Origin of the sequence: Archangium gephyra (assembly GCF_049060025.1) — a bacterium.
GTDB lineage: Bacteria > Myxococcota > Myxococcia > Myxococcales > Myxococcaceae > Archangium > Archangium gephyra_A.
Window position 1 is genome coordinate 4,610,601 of the sequence record NZ_JBMEQQ010000002.1, and the last position, 21,086, is coordinate 4,631,686.

16 protein-coding genes are annotated in these 21,086 nt (G+C 70.1%); 11 read left to right on the top strand and 5 right to left on the bottom strand.

From position 1 onward, the window contains the following. Positions 1-141: 141 nt before the first annotated feature. Both hflX and ACN28I_RS20070 read left to right on the top strand, forming a co-directional pair. On the top strand, positions 142-1,905 hold the full coding sequence (hflX, locus tag ACN28I_RS20065; RefSeq protein WP_420943578.1) for a GTPase HflX: 1,764 nt from the start codon (positions 142-144) through the stop codon (positions 1,903-1,905). A 60-nt stretch (positions 1,906-1,965) separates the two neighbouring features. Next, positions 1,966-2,400: a hypothetical protein gene (locus ACN28I_RS20070; protein WP_420943579.1), complete on the top strand. Its 435-nt coding sequence runs from the start codon at positions 1,966-1,968 to the stop codon at positions 2,398-2,400. A gap of 21 nt (positions 2,401-2,421) precedes the next feature. Here the strand turns inward: ACN28I_RS20070 and ACN28I_RS20075 are convergent, their stop codons facing one another. Continuing rightward, positions 2,422-3,423: an NAD(P)H-dependent glycerol-3-phosphate dehydrogenase gene (locus ACN28I_RS20075; protein WP_420943580.1), complete on the bottom strand. Its 1,002-nt coding sequence runs from the start codon at positions 3,421-3,423 to the stop codon at positions 2,422-2,424. A 191-nt stretch (positions 3,424-3,614) separates the two neighbouring features. Between ACN28I_RS20075 and ACN28I_RS20080 the strand changes: the two genes are divergently transcribed. From ACN28I_RS20080 to ACN28I_RS20095, 4 genes are all read left to right on the top strand, one after another. Further along, on the top strand, positions 3,615-4,175 hold the full coding sequence (locus ACN28I_RS20080) for a hypothetical protein (protein WP_420943581.1): 561 nt from the start codon (positions 3,615-3,617) through the stop codon (positions 4,173-4,175). 93 nt (positions 4,176-4,268) lie between these two features. Then, a complete protein-coding gene (locus ACN28I_RS20085) occupies positions 4,269-5,792 on the top strand; it encodes a sensor histidine kinase (protein ID WP_420943582.1) in 1,524 nt (507 codons plus the stop codon). Then, on the top strand, positions 5,789-6,484 hold the full coding sequence (locus ACN28I_RS20090) for a response regulator transcription factor (RefSeq protein WP_420943583.1): 696 nt from the start codon (positions 5,789-5,791) through the stop codon (positions 6,482-6,484). Before ACN28I_RS20085 ends, ACN28I_RS20090 begins: the two co-directional genes overlap by 4 nt. 7 nt (positions 6,485-6,491) lie before the next feature. Next, positions 6,492-8,384 (top strand): hypothetical protein, encoded by a 1,893-nt coding sequence (locus ACN28I_RS20095; protein ID WP_420943584.1) that lies wholly within the window; start codon positions 6,492-6,494, stop codon positions 8,382-8,384. 3 nt (positions 8,385-8,387) lie between these two features. Here the strand turns inward: ACN28I_RS20095 and ACN28I_RS20100 are convergent, their stop codons facing one another. Next, on the bottom strand, positions 8,388-8,849 hold the full coding sequence (locus ACN28I_RS20100; protein WP_420943585.1) for a hypothetical protein: 462 nt from the start codon (positions 8,847-8,849) through the stop codon (positions 8,388-8,390). A gap of 442 nt (positions 8,850-9,291) precedes the next feature. On the opposite strand from ACN28I_RS20100, the gene ACN28I_RS20105 reads away from it, so the two are divergent. Next, a complete protein-coding gene (locus ACN28I_RS20105; protein WP_420943586.1) occupies positions 9,292-10,860 on the top strand; it encodes a hypothetical protein in 1,569 nt (522 codons plus the stop codon). 122 nt (positions 10,861-10,982) lie between these two features. Here the strand turns inward: ACN28I_RS20105 and ACN28I_RS20110 are convergent, their stop codons facing one another. After that, positions 10,983-13,292, bottom strand: coding sequence for a membrane dipeptidase (locus ACN28I_RS20110; RefSeq protein WP_420943587.1), 2,310 nt, complete (start codon positions 13,290-13,292; stop codon positions 10,983-10,985). Between the two features lie 123 nt (positions 13,293-13,415). Further along, positions 13,416-13,877, bottom strand: a complete 462-nt coding sequence (locus ACN28I_RS20115; RefSeq protein WP_420943588.1) for a hypothetical protein — start codon at positions 13,875-13,877, stop codon at positions 13,416-13,418. Here ACN28I_RS20115 and ACN28I_RS20120 point away from each other — a divergent pair. Next, the gene (locus ACN28I_RS20120) at positions 13,858-14,544 is read left to right on the top strand and encodes a DUF4240 domain-containing protein (protein WP_420948677.1); all 687 of its coding nucleotides are present in this window, start codon (positions 13,858-13,860) and stop codon (positions 14,542-14,544) included. The two genes, ACN28I_RS20115 and ACN28I_RS20120, sit on opposite strands and share 20 nt — an antisense overlap. 15 nt (positions 14,545-14,559) lie before the next feature. On the opposite strand, the gene ACN28I_RS20125 is transcribed toward ACN28I_RS20120, so the two are convergent. Continuing rightward, on the bottom strand, positions 14,560-17,151 hold the full coding sequence (locus ACN28I_RS20125) for an amidohydrolase family protein (RefSeq protein WP_420943589.1): 2,592 nt from the start codon (positions 17,149-17,151) through the stop codon (positions 14,560-14,562). A 144-nt stretch (positions 17,152-17,295) separates the two neighbouring features. Between ACN28I_RS20125 and ACN28I_RS20130 the strand changes: the two genes are divergently transcribed. The 3 genes from ACN28I_RS20130 to ACN28I_RS20140 are packed head-to-tail and all read left to right on the top strand — an operon-like array spanning position 17,296 to position 21,069. Beyond that, a complete protein-coding gene (locus ACN28I_RS20130) occupies positions 17,296-18,660 on the top strand; it encodes a sigma 54-interacting transcriptional regulator (RefSeq protein ID WP_420943590.1) in 1,365 nt (454 codons plus the stop codon). A 43-nt stretch (positions 18,661-18,703) separates the two neighbouring features. Then, a complete protein-coding gene (locus ACN28I_RS20135; protein WP_420943591.1) occupies positions 18,704-20,416 on the top strand; it encodes a TIGR00730 family Rossman fold protein in 1,713 nt (570 codons plus the stop codon). A 29-nt stretch (positions 20,417-20,445) separates the two neighbouring features. Further along, positions 20,446-21,069 (top strand): non-canonical purine NTP pyrophosphatase, encoded by a 624-nt coding sequence (locus ACN28I_RS20140; protein WP_420943592.1) that lies wholly within the window; start codon positions 20,446-20,448, stop codon positions 21,067-21,069. Positions 21,070-21,086: the final 17 nt, after the last annotated feature.

Genomic DNA, 21,086 nt, shown 5'->3' on the forward strand with positions numbered 1-21,086 from the left:
AGGCGTGTTGTATGAGGTCGGGCATTCGGCACCCCCGGAGATGAATCCGGGCACGAAGGCACCTATCCTCTTAGAAGTGAAAAGGGGCAGGACGACGGCGTGGCGCGGGCGCCTTCCCCTCCGCGCGGGAGAAGGACACTTTTGAAGGAAATCTACGGAAACACCCTCGGACTCAAGGCAAGCGAGCAGAGCCGGCTGCGCAACACCTACCGCCGCCGCGTCTCCCCTCACGAAATCGTCTCCCCTGAGCTCGCCCGTCACCTCACCGAGTTGTCCCGGGAAACCAACCGCCAGGTCGGCGTCCTGCTCAATCGGAAGGGTGAAATCGAGTACGTGGTGGTGGGCAACGCCCACAAGCTGGAGCTGCCGGACATCGGCCGCGCCCGTGCCGGTCAGGTGCGTCTGCGTGGTCTGCGCCTGGTCCACACCCACCTCAAGAGCGAGCCGCTCACCAAGGACGACCTGACGGACCTCGCGCTGCTGCGCCTGGACATGGTCGCCGCGGTGGGCGTGAGCGACAGCGGTCTGCCCGGCGTGCTGCACTACGCGCACCTCGTTCCCGAGAACGGCACCGGCAACTTCTGGCAGGTCAGCACCCTGCCCGATGTCCACGACGGCCAGCCGGACCTGCTCGACACCCTCGAGGCCCTCGAGGAGGAGCTCAACCGCAAGGCCGCCGCGCGCACCGTCTCGGGCCGCGACAAGGCCATCCTCGTGGCCGTGTGCCTGGACGGCAACCGCGCCCACGCCGAGGCCAGCCTCGCCGAACTCAAGGAGCTCGCGCGCACCGCGGGCGTCGAAGTCATCGACAGCGTGCTGCAGATGCGCCGCGAGGCGGACCCTCGCTACCTCATCGGCCGCGGCAAGCTGGAGGACCTCAACCTGCGCTCCATGCAGGCCATGGCGGACGTCCTCATCTTCGACAAGGACCTCACCCCCTCGCAGGGCCGCCACATCAGCGAGGCCACCAGCCTCAAGGTCATCGACCGCAGCCAGCTCATCCTCGACATCTTCGCCCAGCGGGCGCAGAGCGCCGAGGGCAAGCTCCAGGTCGAGCTGGCCCAGCTCAAGTACCGCCTGCCCCGCCTGGTGCAGAGCGACACCTCCCTGAGCCGTCTGGCCGGTGGTATCGGCGGGCGTGGCCCCGGTGAGACGAAGCTGGAGATCGATCGCCGCCGCGCGAGGGACAGAATCAACCACCTGGAGAAGCGCATCGACGCGCTCTCCCGCGAGCGAGAGGTCCGCAGGGCGCAGCGCAACCGCCGCGAGCTGCCCGTCATCTCCATCGTGGGCTACACCAACGCGGGCAAGTCCACACTCCTCAACGCCATCACCGGCTCCGAGGTGCTGGCGGAGAACAAGCTCTTCGCCACGTTGGACCCCACCAGCCGCCGGCTGCGCTTCCCCCAGGAGCGCGAGGTCATCATCACCGATACGGTGGGTTTCATCCGGGACCTGCCCAAGGACCTGGTGGCCGCCTTCCGCGCCACGCTGGAGGAGCTGTACGACGCGGACCTGCTGCTGCACGTGGTGGACGCGAGCGATCCGTCCCGTGACGAGCAGGTGGAAGCCGTGGAGAACATCCTCGACTCGCTGGAGCTGATGCAGAAGCCGCGCCTCATGGTGTGGAACAAGGCGGACCTGCTCACCCAGGAAGAGGTGGGCTCGCTCCTGCGCACCCAGGGCGGCGTGGCCATCAGCGCCGCGAGCCGCGAGGGCCTGGCCGCCCTCCTGGCCAAGGCGGACACCACCCTCTTCGCCGAGGGCGCCTCGCGCAACCTCGGCGTCGTCACCGAGGACGCGTCGCACACCTACGGGTTCGTCCCGGTGGTGCCGCTCGAGGAGCCGCTCGAGGAGGAGCTCCAGGCCGACGAGGAGCCCACGCACAACCTCGGGGCGGCGTAGGCCCCGGGGCAGGGGTTGCGGGCGGGCACCGGGGCCTTCTACAGTCCCGGTGCCTTGCTCATGCCGCCCTCCATCCTCTCCCTGTCCCTGCTGGCGCAGCTCCCCATCCCCGGCATGGATCCGGGCCCTGAAAAGCCCGCCTCGTCGGTCGATCCGAACTACTTCGAGCTGCTCGAGCGCAACAGCCACATCGTCTACCCGGCCCTCGCCGTGGTGGTGCTGGGGCTCATCACCGTCGCCATCCTCCAGGCCTCCAAGGCCCAGGACATGGATGGTGCCGTCAAGGCCGAGTTCAAGAAGCTCATCGTCGATGAGCTGCGCCGCTACCCGGCGGGCCTGGAGACTCCCGCCCTCGCGGCGGCCACCGGCCTGGACCGCAGCAAGCTGGTGCGGCTGCTTCACCAGATGCAGCAGGATGGCGTGCTCATCTCGCACACCACCACCCAGCGCCAGACCGTGTGGCGCGTGAAGGGCGTGGGCGGCCGCGCGTACTGAGCGCCGCCCCTCGTCCCCTCCTCACACCAGCTCGGACTTGGGCTGGCGCGTCATCAGCTCCACCACCGCGGCGCGGGCACTCTTGCCCTCGTAGGCGATGGCGTACACCTGATCGCAGATGGGCAGCTCCACCCCCACCTTGCGCGACAGGTCTCTCGCGCTCTTCGCCGTCTTCACACCCTCGGCCACCTGCTTCATGTCGCCGAGAATCTCCTGGAGCGCGCGGCCGCGGCCCAGCTCCATGCCCACGTGCCGGTTGCGGCTGAGCTCGCCCGTGCAGGTGAGCACCAGGTCCCCCATGCCGGACAGCCCCGAGAGCGTGAGGGGATTGCCGCCCTTGCGCACCGCCAGGCGCGTAATCTCCGCCAGGCCGCGGGTGATGATGGCCGCGCGGGCGTTGTGGCCCATGCCCAGCCCATCCGCGATGCCGGCGGCGATGGCGATGACGTTCTTCAGCGCCCCGCCGTACTGCACCCCCACCACGTCATTGGAGGTGTAGGAGCGGAACGTCTCCGTCTGCAGCGCCTTCTGGCAGCGCACGGCCACCTTGTCCCAGTGCGAGGCGATGGTGACGACGGTGGGCATGCGCTGGGCCAGCTCCTTGGCGAAGCTGGGGCCGGAGAGCACGGCGATGTAGGGGTGGTGCTCCTCCGGCAGGCAGTCCTCGAGCAGCTCCGTCATGGTGAGGAGCGTCTCGTTTTCGATTCCCTTGGCCACCGTGACGATGGGGGCGTGCCTGGGCAGGTGGGGCAGCGCGTGGGAGACGACCTCGCGCGTGGCATGGCTGGGCGTGGCCAGCACCACCAGCTCCGCCCCCTCCAGCGCCGCCTTCAGGCTCGTCGTGGCCTGGACACGCGGGGAGATGGGGATGCCGGGCAGGTAGCCGGAATTCTCGTGGCGGGTGTTGATGGCGTCGGCGAGGGCCGAGTCCCGGCCCCACAGGCCCACCTGCTCGCAATTCACGGCGAGCACGTTGGCGAGGGCGGTACCGAAGGAGCCGGAGCCGATGACACTGGCGCGCATGGGGTGATTCTCCCGAGGAACGAGGGGGGTGGCGCAGCTTAGACCACACCCCACCCGGGAACGAGGCTTCCCAACAGGCAGGCGGCGCAGCGTCGGGCAGCAGGCAGGCCACACTTCCTCATGGCCACACGGGGGGCGGACCGGTCTACCATCCGCCGCCTCACGGGTTGCGAACACAGAGGGAGCCAGGGATGAGGGTCGGAAGGGGTGCGGGAGTGGTGCTGGCACTGGCGCTCGGAGCCTGCCGCTCGCGGGACGCGGGGACGCCGGACGCGGGCGTGCTGCCTCCCCCGAGCGCCCTCACCTGCGCCGGGCTCGTCACCCCCGAGATTCGCGACGCCCTGCCCGGCTTCACCGTGCAGGAGGAGCGGACGTGCCCCACCTGCGGGCCGCTCTGCACCTTCCGCTCGGCCGAGCAGAAGGACGTCACCGTCTCCATCGCCTACGACTGCCACAAGTTCCCCGACGGGCAGGACGTGCGCGGACTGCTCGCCCCCACCCTGCGCGCCGGGGGCGTGGAAGTGCCCGCGCTCGGCAAGGCCGCCGCCCGCCGCGAGCCCGTGCCCGGCATGATGCAGGTCGTCACCTGGGACGATGACACCCCCTGCGGCATCGTCGTCACCTGGCTGGGCAAGGACAGGGATAGAGCGCTCGAGCTCGCCCGCACGACGCTCTTCGGCATCACCCAGGAGCGCCTCCTGCAGGCCAGCACGCCGCCGCCCGCCCCGGCTCCCGACGCCGGCCCCCTCTGACGCTCCCCTCCTCCCTCCCCTGGCGGCCCCCGGGGGGAGTGAGCCCAACGAAGTCGAGCACCCCGCCCACCGGAGAGATAAAGGAGACGGGCCGTGCCAAGCCCTCAACCCTCCGTCCTCCTCAGCTTCCGGCGCACCTTCGCGCTGCTCATCATCCTGGTGGTGCTGCCCTCCGCCGGGCTCTCCGGCTTCGGGGTGGTGGCCATCATCAACGAGCGCGCCGCCGTGGAGAAACGGCTGGAGGCCGCCTGGCAGGGCACGCTCGAGACGCTCACCCAGGAGCTGCCCGCGGAGCTGCGGGCCGCGCGCTTCGAGCTCGTGGACGGCAAGCCCCGGCTGGTGACCTCCGAGGGGCGGCGCCTGTCCACCGAGGACTCCTTCCAGGTGGAGGGCAAACAGGTCAGCTCCTCCGACACGGAGCTCGCCGCCACCCTGCAGGCCGTGCAGTCCTCGGCCACGGACTTCCCCGCGGGCACCTCGTACTTCTCCCTCATGGTGGGCGGGCGCGCCACGCTCATCGCCGCCGAGCGCCAGGGCGACGTGGTGCACGGCGTCCGCCTCTCCCCGGAGGCCTTGGAAGCCATGCTCGCCGAGCGGGCCGATGGACACGTGACGTCCAGCGAGCCCGTGCGCTTCGTCCTCCTCGCCCGCCAGGAGGCCACCGGCGAGGGCCTCATGGGCAAGCTCGCCCTGGAGGTGGCCCAGGCCCGCGCCAGCGCCCTCGGGCCCCAGGTGCTCGCCGAGCAGGTGCTGCCCCCGCCGCTCCAGGACTTCCGGCTCGCCGTGGTGCCCACCGGCGAGGATCCCGTGGCCCGCGCCTCCACCCGCAACCGCGTCGTGTACGTGGTGCTGCTCGGCCTCTTCTACGTCACCCTCACCTTCGGCGTCGTCTACACCGGCCGCGTCCTCTACCGCGAGGCCCGGCTCTCCCGCATGAAGACGGACTTCGTCTCCCTGGTGAGCCACGAGCTGCGCACCCCCATCACCTCCATCCGCATGTTCATCGAGACGCTCGCGCTCGGCCGCGTGAAGGATCCCGCGCAGACGCAGCAGGTGCTGCAGCTCCTCACCCAGGAGACGGAGCGGCTGAGCACCCTCGTCGAGCGGGTGCTGGACTGGGCCCGCATCGAGAGCGGCCGCAAGGTGTACCACCCGGAAGTCCTCCCCGTCCCCGCCGTGGTGGACGCCGCCGTGACGGCCTTCCGCGCCCAGCGCCTCGAGAGCGAGCTGCGGCTCTCCGTGGACCTGCCCGAGGAGCTCCCCACGGTCCAGGTGGACAAGGAGGCCATCGCCGGCGCCCTGCTCAACCTGCTGCAGAATGCCTACAAGTACAGCAGGGAGGACAAGCACATCACCCTCACCGTCCGGGCCAATCGAAAATGGGTGGACCTCACGGTGGAGGACCATGGGATGGGCATCGCCCCGCGCGACCGCAGACGCATCTTCGAGCGCTTCTACCGGGTGGACAATCTGCTCACCCGCAAGACGGAGGGCAGCGGGTTGGGACTGGCCATCGCCAAGCACATCGTGGAGGCTCACGGCGGGCGCATCACCCTGAAGAGCGAGCTGGGCAAGGGCAGCCGCTTCACCATCCAGCTCCCCGTGGGGAAGGCATGAGCGACAAGCCAACACGCATCCTGGTGGTGGAGGACGACCTGGCCATCCTCACCGGCCTGTCCATGAACCTCAACTTCGAGGGCTACGAGGTCCTCCAGGCCCAGGATGGCCGGCAGGGCCTGGCCCGCGCGCTCGACGAGTCGCCGGACCTGCTCGTGCTGGACGTCATGCTGCCCGAGCTCAACGGCTTCGAGGTGCTCAAGGAGCTGCGCCAGCGCGGACGGGATCTCCCCGTCGTGGTGCTCAGCGCCAAGGGCGCGGAGATGGACAAGATCCTCGGCCTCAACCTGGGCGCGGACGACTACGTGGTGAAGCCCTTCGGCCTCCAGGAGCTGCTGGCCCGCATCAAGGCCGTGCTGCGCCGGCGCTACCCCACCCCCCAGGGACAGCCTCCCACGGTGGGCTTCGGCGACGTCCAGGTGGACCTGAGCGCCAAGACAGTCACCCGCGGCGGACAGCTCGTGGAGCTCACCGCCCAGGAGTTCAAGCTGCTGGCCCACTTCCTCGCGCACGCGGGGCGCACCTTCAGCCGCGAGGAGCTGCTCAGCGCCGCCTGGGGCTACGACTACGAGGGCAGCGCCCGCACCGTGGACAACTTCATGCGCCAGCTCCGGCTCAAGCTGGAGCCGGACCCCGAGCAGCCCCGGCACTTCCTCACCGTGCGCGGGCTCGGCTACCGCTTCGAGCGCTGAGACTCCGATGCTTCGCGGACGCTCCCTCAGCCCATGGGCCTTGCTCCTGTGTGCCACCGTCACGGGGAGCGCCCAGGCCACCGAGACGGACCAGTACTTCGCCATCGACAAGCCGCCTCGCGACTCCCTGGGCGTCCTCAACGAGAAGGTCAACCGGGAGCTCCTCGGAGCCGTGGATCTCGTCAACCGGCGTGCGAGCTGGGACCAGCACTCCTGCCAGGACGTCGCCCACCGCGTCTACCAGCGCTTCCGCATCTCGGGGCTCCATAAAATCGAGCTCTGGGCGGTGCACTCCCCCCGCATCGACCGGGTGCCGTCCGAAGAGGACCATGCGCGCTTCGTGAAGCAGTCCTCCATCTACCGCAATGAGCGGCTCTGGGACTGGGGCCTCGCCTTCGGCGTCAAGGCGACCTTCACCGTCGCCGGTGTCCACATGGGCGCCGACAAGCTCTCCCACTTCTTCCAATCGGGATGGAAGTACCACCAGCGCTACCGCGAGCTCATGGCCGAGGGTGTCCCCGAACGCGAAGCGCTCGAGGAGATCGTCCGCTACGGCGCGCAGACGGAGCGCAGCACCCTCGGCATGGCGACCACGGGCGTCTTCTCGTTCGGCGATCTCGAGGCCAACTACCAGGGGTTCCTCTTCTACCGGAGCCTGTGCCGGGACGAGGATCCGCTGCTGCGGAAGACCGCCGGGGGCTGGCGGCTGACGCGGCCCTTCGACTGGCGCGACTACGTCTCTCCCGGGTTCGACGAGACCTTCAACAACTCCGCCTACACGCCGAAGCGCTGGAACGAGGTCCGCGCCAACCTGCGGCGGGATTACTGCCCCCGGCTCGACAGCGACACCTTCGTGGAGCACTACCGCTTCTATGCGCGCTATCCGCGGAGGGCCGATGGCTTCAACACCCGCTACGTCCGGGAGTTGATCGACCGGGGGGAAGTCCCTCGCCGGGAGGACTTCTCCATCTGGGCCGCCTGTGGCCGGAGCCCGCCGGACTTCACGCAGCTCGCGGGCGGCTCGAGCGGAAGCGCCGGACCCGGGCCCGAGCACGGACTGGAGGGGCGCTCCACGCCAGCACCCCGCTACGAGGCCCCGCGTTTCGACGGGGCCATCTTCCAGCCGCTGCTCGAGGCCGGAGGAGGCGGCTTCCAGAACGCTGGCGCTGGCTGGAACGCCCTGCTCCGGACGCGCTTCGTGCTCCGCGAGACGGTGGGGCCGGAAGATGAGTGGGACGCCGTGCGGACCCCGGAGTACCTGCTCTGGGCTTCGCTCGACGGGCACCTCGCGCTGAACTCCGGCCCGGCGGGTGTCGCGCTGCCGTATGCCGACCTCCGCTTCACCCCGGTCCAACGGCGCTTCGAGATGAACAACGCGGCCACCGGCGAGGAGCTGGCCATCGGGGTGGCCCTGCTTCCCGCGCACTTCACGCGCTTCCTCGCGCTCGACCGGAGCCTCGGCGTCGAGGCCTCCCTCGCCGGAGTCCGTGGACGGCTGGGAAGGCGCTTCGGCGGACGGCGGCAGGTGGGCGTGTTCGCGTCCCTGGCGCTGGATGGGCTCGGCTACAAGTCGGCGCTCCGCCTGTCCGATGGAGCGTCCTTCCGGGGCCTGCATGCCGCCACCCTGACGGTGGAGACCGGCGCGGAGGTGCGGCTCGGAACACAGCTCCGGCTCGGGCTCGTCCTGGGCGGGAGCGCGGGGCTCGGCCTGGGGTGGGACCGCGGCGGGGGTGGATTCTCCGCCCCTTCGGACCTCGGGGCCTACGCCGAGGCCCAGGTGGACGTGACGCGCTTCTCCCGCCTCTTCGTCCGCGGCCAGCTCGACGCCTTCCATGAGCCCGGGAGGGACCGCATCCTGTCCACCCCGGCCCTCCTCGGCGGCGCCGCCTTCAGGTTCTGAGCTTCAGCCGTCCACCACGCCAATGTGCCGCGTGTCCTCGGGGTCGAACGGCTTGCCGTCGAAACGGCCGAACCGCTCGCGGGGCGTCAACCCACAGTCCTTCATCGCCGCGTCCAGCTCCTCGGCGGTGAAGGGCCTCAGCTTGAGGCGGCGGATGCCCAGCGGCGCCCCGGGCTGCCGGCGCTCGCGCAGGTGGAAGGCGAACACCGGCCGGCGCGGCTCCACCGCGGTGCCGGGCTCCTCGTCCTCGCGCGTGGAAACGGGCTCGGGCGCCGGGTTGAGCACGTCATAGACGAAGCTGCCCCCGGGCCGCAGGTGGTGCCGCACGGTGGACAGGAAGGCCTCCAGGTCCTCCGGCGTGGCCATCATCCCCATCGCATGTTGGGGAGCGAGCACCACGGGGAAGCGCTCGGACAGGCGCAGCGAGCGCGGGTCGGCGTGGAGGAAGCGCACGCGGCCGGCCACCTCGGGGGTCTCCGGCTTCCGGAGCCTCCTCGGCGGCCTGGATCATCCGCTCGGAGGGGTCCACGCCGAGCACGGACAGGCCCGCCCCGGCCAGCGCCCAGGCCACCCGCCCGTTGGCCGCGCCCAGCACCAGCACGGGGCCCCCATGCTCGGCCGCCTGGCGGGTGTAGAAGGCAATGTCGGGCTCCTGCCCGACGAGGGAGAGCGGCGTACGGCCGCCGCGTGTGTCATTTCCGGCCATCGCCTTCCGCACTAGCACGGTTGGAGGCGTAAAGGGGTCAGGACCCTGCCATTCCTGGGCACCGGCGTACCCAGGCGCTGTCCGGGAGCCGACGCATGCCCCCGTCTCCGAGACGGACCGGGCTGGCACCCGGCTTGCGATGTCCCGGGGCAGGGGTGCCCTGTGGGTACCCGGTTTCCTCAAGAACGGGTGGGCAGCGACATGAAGGGTGGATGGCGGTGGGCGGCGGCGCTCGTCATGACGGGCGCGGTGTGGGCGGGCTGCAAGCAGCAGACGGGACATCCTGACGAGTCCGAGCGGAACAACCCCGGACTGGACTCGCCCCGGGACGACGCGGGCACGGGGGGGGGCGAGCGTCCCGACGCGGGCACTCCTCCGCCCGACGCGGGCACGGGTGGGGGCCAGCGTCCCGACGCGGGCACTCCTCCGCCCGACGCGGGCACGCCTCCACCCGACGCGGGCACTCCGCCTCCGCCGCCGCCTCCTCCCGAGGCGGACATCCAGTTCACCTCTCCCCCGGGCTGGCGCTTCTACGGCACCCAGCACGGCGGGCCCCGGCGCGTCTACGGCATCAGCTCGGACGAGGGCGGCAACATCTGGGTGGCCGGCGGCGAGGACGGCCTCTTCCTGCTCCGTCCGGGCGCCGACTCCCTCCAGCGCTACACCATGGCGGACGGGCTGCGCCCCTACGGCTTCATGCCCAACGGCGGCGAGCCCCCGGGCGAGAAGTACCTGAAGGTCATCTCGGTGGCCGGCGGCCCCGCGGGCACCGTCTTCGTGGGCTACGAGGGCAGGCCCGGCAAGGGCTCGGACCACTGCGAGAGCAACTGGGACGGCCCCAACCCGGATCCCTCCCGCTACAAGAGCGGTGACGCGGACAAGGTGACGCTGCGCCCGGACGGCACCCTCGAGGTCGTCCACTACGACATCTTCTCCGGCCCCAACGTGGTGCGCGACGAGCTGCGCGGCCGAGAGAAGCTCTGCAACATCCTCCGCATCGCCTACGACAAGAACACCCACAGCGTCTGGTTCGGCGGCAACCACGGCTTCGCCCGCGGCGACGCCCGCTACACCGGCGACAACACCTGCAACGGACAGCTCTCCTGCTCGGGCGTCATGGAGCACGTGCACCCGCACATCAACGCCGTGGGCGACAACGGGGACACCGTGCTCCTCACCGACGCCTACTACGGCGTGGCCGTCCACCCCAGCGGGGATGTCTTCTTCGGCGGCTCCAACCGCTCCACCCGCTTCCGCTACGGCTCCAACAGCCACAACTACTGGCGCGCCCAGAGCATGAGCGAGGACAGGCCCTACGCCTGGAACCGCTTCGACCTCTGGCCGGACAAGGTGGGCGAGCCGAACATGCCCCGCCCCGCCGACCGCGTGGACGACCACGTGTCCGGCATGGCCGTGGCCGGTGATGACACCGTCTGGGTGAGCTCCTTCACCCGCGGCCTCGCCCGGATGAACGCGGAAGGCGGCGACGTGCGCTACCTCGACGTCGGGGTTCCCCACCTCTCCAGCGTGGCCGTGGACCCCGCCGACGGCAGCGTGTGGACCGGCGCCCGCTGGCTCGGCTCCGTCTACCGCGTCAAGGACGGCAGGGTGCTCACCTACGGCTGCTCCGAGTTCGGACGCCAGTTGTGCATGAGCACCGTCGCCGACATCCAGGTGGACCGCACCGGCGGACGCCGCATCCTCGTCGGCTTCAAGGGCAGCGACGAGTACCGCATCCCCGGTGCCATCGGTATCTACTCCGGGAACTGAGACACCGGGGTTGAAGAGGAGCTCACGGTTCCCCTCCGTCCTCACGGAGGGGAACCCTGTGTTTCAGGCACCCTCACCCCGTCCCTCTCCCGGGGGGAGAGGGGAAGTGGGGAGAGGGGAGATCAGGCGCAGGTGAACGACCAGCGGCAGTTGTTGGAGGCGCACTCGCGGTCGCTGGAGCACACCGAGCCCCGCGACTTCTTGTTCTGGCACTTGCCCGAGTTCGTTCCCCATCCGCAGTACTGGTTGCTCGCGCAGTGCGAATCGCTGTCGCACAGGCACGAGCCCGTGGGGTTCACGTAACAGTCCGCGCTGCACCGGTCCGTCGTGCACTCCGTATCCGCCTTGCAGCTCTGCCCGTACGCCTTGGAGCGCGGCGTGTAGCACCAGCCCACCGCGTCCGCGCAGCCACCGCACGCCCCGGACTGGCACTGCCCATCCCGGCTGCACGAGGCCCAGTTGCCCTTCTTCGCCACGCAGTCGTTGTCCCCCGGGTTCGCCGGAATCTCGTCCTGGCAGTAGCTCGAGGCGCCGCAGTCCCCATCGTCGTTGCACACGCAGCGCCCATCGAACGTCGAGCACAGCACCGAGGTGCACTGGTCGCTGATGCACTCCGCGTCGAAGCGGCAGCCCTGGTTCAGCGTCTTCGAGTCCGGCGCATACGCCGCACCGCACACCGTGGGGTAGCGCGCCTCGCGCACCGACTTGTCCTCGTAGGCCGCGATGCCACTCGTGTCGATGTCCCAGGCCGGATCCGCCATGCCCGCGCGCGGCCCGTTCGCCCGCTCCCACATGCGCAGGAACGTCTCCGACGAGCCCGACAGCCCCGCCGTGTTCGCCCCCAGGTTCCCCATGTCCCTCAGCAGGTCCGGCAGCAGGCCCACGTGCGCCAGGCCGTGCTCATCGAAGGCCGTGCCCAGCCGCCCCGGCCCGTACACGTCCTGCTGGTGCGCCTGAGCATCCGCCTCGGCCTGGAAGCCCGCCGAGCACGCCCCCTTCGAGCCGAAGCGCGGCCGCGTCTGCTGGATGAAGCCGTTGAAGTCCGCGCCAAAGGCCATGGGCACCTTCAACCCCTGGCGGCCGAACTCGTACGCCTGCGCCACCGAGCGGCTGGAGCCCTGGCAGTTGTTGGCGATGCCGGACTTCGTGTACGCGCGCGTCTCGTCATGCGCCGTGCGCAGGCCGAACATGCCGCCCGTCTGCCGCAGGTAGCGCACCACCCACGCCGGCGTCGTCTTCTCGTCCTCTGCCAGCTTCGGGTTCATCACCTCGCGGAAGTGGCCGTGCGAGATGTAGAGCGGGTAGTAGTTGTTCGCCTGGGCGATGGCGTAGGCGTCCTGGGTGCTCTTCTCGGACAGGTGCGCCATGTCCACCAGCATCCCCTTGGCCATCATCGCCTGCACCAGCGCCTTGCCGTCCGCGGTGAGCCCCTTGGTGTTGCGGCAGTTGCCAGCCGCGTCCCGCGCCACGTCGAAGCCGAGCGTGAAGGAGCCCGTCGTCACCCCGCAGTCGTAGTCGATGTGGCAGTTCTCCGTGAACTGGGCCGCCTGGAAGATGACGTTGTGCAGCGCCGCGCCGCCGAAGCGGTTGTCCAACTGGTGCACCGGCTGGATGGAGCGCACGCCCAGCGCGTGGAAGCGGTCCAGCTCGCTGCGCCAGTCCTTGGTGCCGAAGAGCTTGCTCGTCTCGATGGAGAGCAGCATCGCCAGCCTGCCGGACCCGATGATCTGCCGGGCATGCGCGGGCGACAGGGCGATCTCCGCCCAGTCCGTGCGCGCATCGAAGGCGCGGGCCATCTGCAACTGCACCTCGATGTCCGCCATCTCGTCACAGGGGCGCTCGAGGTTCTGGTACGGCAGCGCCTTGCACAGGAAGCCGTTGCTCACCAGCGACACCACCACCAGCGACATGCCGCCCTGGTGCGCCTGCCGCAGCCAGCCCTCCCAGGACTGCTGGTGGGCGATGGTGTCCCAGCGGGGCCACTCGGAGCCCACCTCGCGCCGGCCCAGGTGCAGGCCCGTGTCCCCCTGCGTGCCTTCAATCTTGCCGATGAACTCCGAGCCCACCGCGCCGCCAATGCCGAACAGGCCCGCGAGCAGGGGAACCCCGCTCAGGTCCACGCTGCCCGAGTTGGGGCACAGGTTGAGCAGCTCGCTCAGGTCCATGCGCACGCGGGCATGGTCACTCTCCGGAGCGCCTCCATCACAGCGCGTCAGCGAGCCGGTGTGGCCGCCATGGAACCAGCCACCCGCGAAGGCCTGCTCGGCGAACATGTGGTGGTGCAGCTCCGCGAAGCCGTTGACCACCCGCTGCTGGTTCGTGCCCACCTGGAGCGCTTCGGGCTCCTGCTGCTGCACGGGACTACAGCCCTGGGCCAAGACGAGCGCCAACGACAGGACGAGCACGGCTCTGCAATGAGGCAGGGATTTCATGAAAGGACTCCCTTGTCAGGAAGTCCCCCTGATAGCGCCGATGGCCCCTGGAACTGAAGGGAGGGGTCCAAAAAAGAATCCCCCGTTTCTTTCTCTTTTTCAGAGAAAAACGTTCCGCACCCGCTAACCGGTGCGCCGCTCGGCGAGCAGGCCGAAATGGCGCCGGACGCGCTCGGCGGGCGCGAGCAGACCCGCCAGCTCCAGCCGGTCCGCGGCCCACGTCACCGCCGCGGGCAGCGAGGAGGCGACGTAATACGGCGTGGGCATGGGCTTGAGGTGGATGAGGATCCTCGCCCCCAGGGCCATGAGGGGCGAGGTGACGATTCCCGCCGTCCCGAGCGAGCACTGGCGGAACAGGACCTCGTGCTCCTTGATGAAGTCCGCCTGCCGCTGGCGCTGCTCGGCGGACGGGTTCTTCAACAGGTGCGTGTCCAGGACGCCGACGTACCGCTCCCCCCGGCGCAGATAGGTGAGGAGCTGGCTCAGGTACTGCTCCTGCTGCGCGTTCGTGAACACGCGCGGGAATTTCACCAGCAGCAGCGGCCAGAGGGAGTCGTCAATCGTGATGGAGGCCGAGGGGTCCATACGGCTCCGGCGAGGCGGGAGGTTTCTCCCATCCGGCTTCAACAGGGCACGCTATTTCTCGTACAACACGCGTTGGCGGCTGGCAACCACCCGAGGCGCACCGTTCCACAACATCGGCATGCCGAAGCGGCGTGGCAGGTTTCGCATGAACGTCGAGCGGTTCTGGAAGCTCATCGAGTCATCCCGGAGCGGGTTCGACCCAGAGCGGATTGACGGGAACATGGAGCGGCAACGCGAGGAGCTCAGGCGCCTGCTGTTGCAGTTGTCTCCCGAAGAGATCCTGGACTTCCGCAACCATCTGCTCGAGCGGATGGCCGCGGCATTTCACTGGGACCTGTGGGGGGCCGCATACCTCATCGCGGGCGGCTGCTCGGATGATGGCTTCGCGGACTTCCGAAGCTGGTTGATCTCCATGGGGCGCCGCGTCTTCGAGGCCGCGGTGTCGGATGCGGAATCACTCGCCGACGTCGCCGATGCGCCTGGAGTCGAAGATGTCTTCTTCGAGGAGTTTCAATATGTGCCAGCCCAGGCCTACGAGGAGCTGACGGGCCAGGAGCCGCCCGAGTACGCAGGACCGGCTCCCGTGGAACCCGCCGGAGAGAGATGGAGCGAGGGGAACCTCGCGCAGAGGTTCCCCAAGCTCTGGGCCAGATACCAACAGGGATGAACCGGCCGCTCCGCCCTACTTCACCAGCGTGCGGTACTTCTCGTACAGCGCCTGCTGGCGGCTGGTGAGCGGCACCTGCTTCCCTCCCAGCCACATGCCCACCGGGCGGCTGCTCACCTCCAGCGGCTCGCCATTCCACAGCACCAGGTCCGCCACCTGCCCCGGCGCCACCTGGCCGCCCTCCAGCCCGAAGGCCTCCGTCACGTTGGACGTCATCGCCCGCAGCGCCTCCTCGTACGGCAGGCCCCACGCCACCGCGTTGCCCGCCTCCTGCGCCAGCGTGCGCACCATGTGCGGCTCGCCCATCGTGGAGAAGAGCACCTTCACCCCCGCCGCGCTCAGCAGCGCCGCCGAGTCCATCCGGCTGTTCAACCCGTCGAAGCTCGAGGGCAGGTTCTGCGTGGGCTGCACGATGACCGGCACCTTCGCCGCCGCCAGCTCCGGCGCCACCATCCACGCCTCACGGCCCCCGGCAATCAGCAGCTTCAGCCCGAACTCCCGCCCGAGCGCCAGCGCCGCCCGGATGTCCGACACCCGGTTCGCCGTCACCACCACCGGCAGCGCTCCCGTCAGCACCGGCTGCAGCGACTCCAAATCCAACCGGCTCGCCGCCAGCGCGCGCATGCGGTTCTGCTCGAAGTCCCCCTTGCGCTTGTTGTACTCGCGCGCGTCCGACAGCAGCTCCCGCAGGCGCTCCAGCACCAGCGCTCGCGAGCCGGACACCGCGTCACGGCCGGTGACTCCCAGGTGGAGATGCATGGCCAGCGGCGCGCGGCGCACCGTCCCGTCCGTGCTCACCCATGCGCTCTGCCCCGACACCAGCCCGCCCGCGGGCACCACGCCCGCCGCCGTGACACCGCCCAGCCTCGCCACCGGGAACGTCTCCGCCGCGGGGTTGACGCTGTCCGCGGCGCGCAGCGCGGCGCGAATGGGCTCCTTGGCCGCCTCGCCCCTCAGCGAGTCGTCCACCGTGGTCGCCTCCATCCCCACCTCCACCACGCCCAGGCTCGTGAGCGGATCCACCAGGCCCGGCGTCAGCACCCGGCCCTTGCCGTCCACCACGCGGCACCCCGCGGGCACCGCGCCCGGCGCCCCCGCCTGCACCCGCGTCACCTTCCCGTTCTCCACCAGCACCGAGGCGTGCGCCTGCCACGTCCCCCGAGACAGCACCGCCACGTCCTGGAACGCGGTGCACGCGCCGTCCTTCACCTCCAGCGGCCGGGCACACCCGTCGCCCTTCGAGGGCTCGCAGCGCGCGTCGAGCCCCACGTCCTTCAGCGCCGGCGTGGCCGAGGGCCGCACCACCAGCTTCGCCGAAGCCCCGGCACGCTCGCCCAGCTCGAAGTCGCTCGCCTCCACCGCGCCGCTGTCCGCGTCATAGGTGACGACGCCATCCGCCCAGACGCGCTGCGCGCGGGCGTAGACGGACAGCGGGTGGTTCTTCCACAGCACCACGTCCGCCATCTTCCCCGGCTCCAGCGAGCCCGTCCTGTCCTCCACCCCCATCACCCACGCGGCGTGCAGCGTCACCCAGCGCAGCGCCTCCTCCTCGGTGACGGGAATGCCGGACTCGCGCGCCCGCCACAGCGCCTTGCCCGCCTCCTGGTTGAGCCGCTGAATCCCCAGCGCCGAGTCCGAGTGGATGACGGCGCGCCCGCCCGCCTGTGACACCAGGCCCGCGTTCTCCGGAATCCCGTCCCAGGCCTCCATCTTGAAACCCCACCAGTCCGCCCACGTGGCCACCGCCACGCCCTTCTCCGCCAGCCTGTCTCGCAGCTTGTAGGCCTCCAGCGAGTGGTGGAAGGCGCGGATGGCGTAGCCGAATTCCTCGGCCACCTGGAGCATCACCGCCATCTCGTCCGCCCGGTAGCAGTGGTTCTGCACGAGGATGTTGCCGCGCATCACCTCCGCCAGCGTCTCCAGCTGCAAGTCGCGCAGCGGCGCGGGCCCCGCCTCCTCCGGCTTCTTCTCGCGCTTCTTCTCCCAGGTGTCCCAGCGCTCCTGGTACTCGCGCGCCTTGGCGAAGGCCTGCCGGTAGCCGGCCACGTTGCCCATGCGCGTGGAGGGCGCCCGGTGCTGCGCCATGCCGTAGACGCGGCGCGGGTTCTCTCCGCACGCCATCTTCAAGCCGTCCTTCGCCCCCGGAAACCGCATCTCCCGCGCCGAGCGCCCGAAGTGCAGCTTCACCGGGAAGGCCCGCCCTCCAATGAGGTTGGCGCTGCCCGGCAGCACCAGCAGCGAGGTGATGCCTCCGGCCGCCGCGCGGCGCAGGCCCGGATCCTGCGGCCAGAAGGAGTGCTCGGCGGACACCTCGGCCGTCACCGGCGCCGTGGCCTCGTTGCCGTCACTCGTCGAGGAGGTATCCGGCGAGGCGTACACCCCCAGGTGACTGTGCGCGTCAATGATGCCCGGCGTCACATACAGGCCTGTTCCATCCACCTCCTCGGCACCGGGCGGGGTGGCCACCTCCGCGTTCCGGCCCACCGCCACCAGCTTCCCGTCCACGAAGGCCACCGCTCCGTCCTCGATGGCCGGGCCCGAGGCGGGCATCACCGTCGCGTGCCGCACCACCACCGGGCGTGTCTGCTTCCACACCCGCGCTGGCACGCTCGGTGAGGGAGCAACCTGTGAGGGGGGGTCCACAACCGGGACTGTGCGGGAGGCGACGGTTGCGCAGGAGGTCAACAGCAGCAAAGGTAGGTGGCGGTAGCGCATGTCGGCCCTCGTATCACGGTAGAATCCCGGGCGACCATGTCCTCCGCCCCTCCCGCCCCCATTCCCACGCATACCGTGCTCGGTGAGCGGGCCCGGGGAGATCGGCTCGCGGCGCAGCACTTCCACCTCGTGCTGCTCGACACCGAGCGCGCGGGAACGCTCTACCCACTCGGTAGTGAGGTGCTGCGCATCGGCAAGGCGCCGGACAACGACGTCGTGTTGGATCATCCCACCGTCAGCCGCAACCACCTGGTGGTGCGCCGGCAGGGAGATCGCTTCCTCGTGCAGGACCTCGGCTCCACCAACGGCACCTTCCTCGACGGCGCCCAGGTGCGCGAGGCCTGGTTGCGCCCCGGCGTCCTCATCGAGGTGGGCGACGTGCGGCTGCGCTTCAACCCCCAGGTGGCTCCGGTGGAGATCGCCCCCTCGGACGAGGACAGGCTCGGCGAGCTGGTGGGGCGCAGCCTGCCCATGCGGCAGATCTTCGCGCTGCTGCAGCGCATCGCCCCCACGGACTCCACGGTGCTGCTGGTGGGCGAGACGGGCACCGGCAAGGGCGCCGCCGCCAAGGCGCTGCACAAGCTGTCACCCCGGGCGCCGGGCCCGCTGGTGGTCTTCGACTGCGCCTCGGTGTCCGACTCCCTCATCGAGAGCGAGCTCTTCGGCCACGAGAAGGGCGCCTTCACCGGCGCGGTGGGCCAGCGCATCGGCTGTCTGGAGCGGGCCCACGGGGGCACGCTCTTCCTGGATGAGATCGACGATCTGGCGCTGGAGCTGCAACCCAAGCTGCTGCGCGCCCTCGAGGACCGGGAGTTCCACCGGCTCGGCGCCTCCGCGCCCGTGTCCTTCGACGCGCGCATCCTCGTGGCCAGCAAGAAGGACCTGTGGGCCGAGACGCAGGCCGGCCGCTTCCGCGAGGACCTGTACTTCCGGCTGTCCGTCTTCACCGTGACGCTGCCGCCGCTGAGAGATCGCCAGGAGGACATCCCCCTGCTGGTGGATGCCTTCGGGGGCCAGGGGCCCTGGGCCCGGCTGCCCGAGCAGGTGCGAGAGGCCTTCCTCGGGCACACCTGGCCGGGCAACGTGCGCGAGCTGCGCAATGCCCTGGAGCGGGCCCGGCACATGGAGGACCGTCCCGAGCTGGCCGCGGAAGGCCTGCTGCGCGAGCCCGCCGCCGAGCCCCCGGCCTCCCCGGGCGAGCGGCTGCCGGTCGCCTACTCCGGGCCCTTCAAGGTCTGCAAGGACGAGCTGGTGCGGGCCTTCGAGCGCGAATACCTCACCCGCCTGCTCCACCGCACCAAGGGAAACATCGCCCGCGCCGCGCGCGAGGCCGAGCTGGACCGCAAACACCTCTACTCGTTGCTGCACAAGTACGGCCTCGTGCAGACCGAGGAAGGCTGACCTCCTCCCCTCCCCTCTCCCCCCACAGCCGCATCCCGAGCCCATGACCGCAGCCATTCCCATCCACTTCCCCAATCAATTCCGGGGCATGTTCCAGCGTGTCGAGTCCACCTACCGCCCCCTCCTGGTGGATGCGCTGAAGAAGGTCCACGAGGCTCCCATTCCCGCGGAGCTGCGGCCCTTCTTCGATCACGTCACCGTGGAGAGCACCCAGCCCGCCTTCATGCTCATCCCGCTGATGTTCCTCGCCGCCGCCGAGGCGTCCGGGGGCATCACCCAGCGGCACATCGACGCCCTGCCGACGATGCTGCTGAGCATGGAGGTGACGGCCATCGTCGACGACACCGTGGACCGGACGCCCATGCGCTCCGGGAGGATGAGCTTCCCCCGCCGCTTCGGCGACGTGAGCGCCACGCCCTTCACCGGCGCCATGCTCATGCTGATCGCCGAGCAGAACGGCCGCTGCCCGCCCGAGTTCCTCAACGCCACCATCCGCTACGTCCTCGAGCTCTTCTCGATGTTCCTCTGGGAGCGGCAGAACACCTACCCGGAGCGCGCCCTGTTCGAGCGCTGGCTCGAGCACCGCTACGCGGAGACGCGCGTGGCCACGCAGTTCGCCATCGACAGCTCCTTCGCCCTCAACGGCCGGCCTCCCCTGCCGCTCGCGGCCGTGGAGAGCTTCAGCTACATCTTCCAGGACGTGGACGACATCGTCGGCCTGCTCGAGCGCCGCGACGAGCAGGGGGAGAACGATGACCTGCAGATGGGCATCATCACCCGGCCCCTGATGCTGACGCTCGCCCGCCAGCCCGAGCTGGCCCGGAGCGTGGAGCAGCTCTGGGACAACTACCGCCCGCTGCTGCACTCCTCGCTGGTCGAGTTCCAGCAGCGGCACGCCGAGGTGTCGGACCGGACGCGGCTGCTGCATGACCGGATTCGCGAGGCCCTGCTGGAGGTCGGCGTCCCGGAGGCGGTCCGCCACATGGTGGGAGACATGCGCCGGTGCGTGCAGGAGTCCCCCGCGTCGATCCGTCCCTTCGTGCGGGACCTGGCGCTCTCGGTCATCGACCGCCTGCGCCGCTGCGATCGCGAGGACCTGAACCCCCTCCTCGAGGAGTGCTTCCGCGACTCGCCACAGGACGGGGAGGCCCCTACCTGGAGGACGGACAGCTCGCGCAAGGAGCCCCGGACCATCTGCGTCTACTGCTCCTCGAGCGGCATCGTGGACAAGTCCTGGTTCGAGCTGGCGTCCGCGCTGGGAGCGGAGATCGGCAAGCGCGGCGACCGGCTCGTCTTCGGCGGCAGCAACACGGGGCTGATGGGCGCGGTGGCCCAGGCCACGCGCGAGCACGGAGGCCAGGTCATCAGCGTCATCCCCGAGGTGATGAAGGGGACGCCCTATGTCTTCGAGCCCTCGTCCGAGCTCGTCGTCACGAGGGACCTGCGCGCCCGCAAGTCGGCCATGGAGATGCGCGCCGATGCTTTCGTGGTACTCCCCGGCGGGATCGGCACGCTGGACGAGACGTTCGAGATCCTCGCGTCCAAGCAGATGCACATGCACCGCAAGCCCGTCGTCTTCGTGAACACCAAGGGATTCTGGGAGCCGCTGGCCGCCCTCATGGAGCACCTCTTCAAGGAGCGCTTCGCCAGCGCGCAGCACCACCGCCACCTCTACCACCTGGCTCCGGATCCCGAGGGCGTCTTCGCCTACCTGGACTCCTACGTGCCGCCCCCCTTCCCCGCCAAATGGTTCTGAGCCCCGACACGCTTCGAGGAGAGCAGTCCGTGAAGAAGATCACCTTCGTGAGCACCAACCGCGGCAAGGCCAAGGTGCTGGAGCAGTGCCTGGCGGCGGTGGGCTACGGGCTCGAGCGTCTCGAGCTTCCCATCATCGAGCCCCAGGGCAGCAACCTGGAGGCCGTGGCCCTGGACAAGGCGCGGCAGGCCGCCGCGTATTTCGAGGAGCCACTGGTGGTGGAGGACAGCGGCTTGAGCGTGGACGTCCTGGCCGGCTTCCCGGGCCCGGTGACGAAGTACATGCTCGAAACCATCGGCGTGGCCGGCTTGTTGAGGCTCGTCCATGGGCAGCAACCGCGGACCTGCCGCTTCGTCGGCGCGCTGGTCTACATGGACAGGGACGGCGTGCCCCATACCTTCACCGACAAGCAGGCCCTGGGGACCCTGGCCCTGGAAGCGGACAGCACCCGCAGCACCGACGCGTGGTCGTCCCTGTGGAGCGTCTTCATTCCGGAGGGCGCCTCGGTCCCCATCACCGCGCTGCCTCCGGCCGAGCGCGACGCGCTGTGGGCCCGGTGGCAGTCCCAATCGGTGTACGCGCAGTTCGCCCGGTGGCTGGCGGAGCAGGAGCAGCAGCAGGGCGCCCCCGTGGCGCGACGGGCCCCCGGGTGAGCCCCGCAAGACACAGG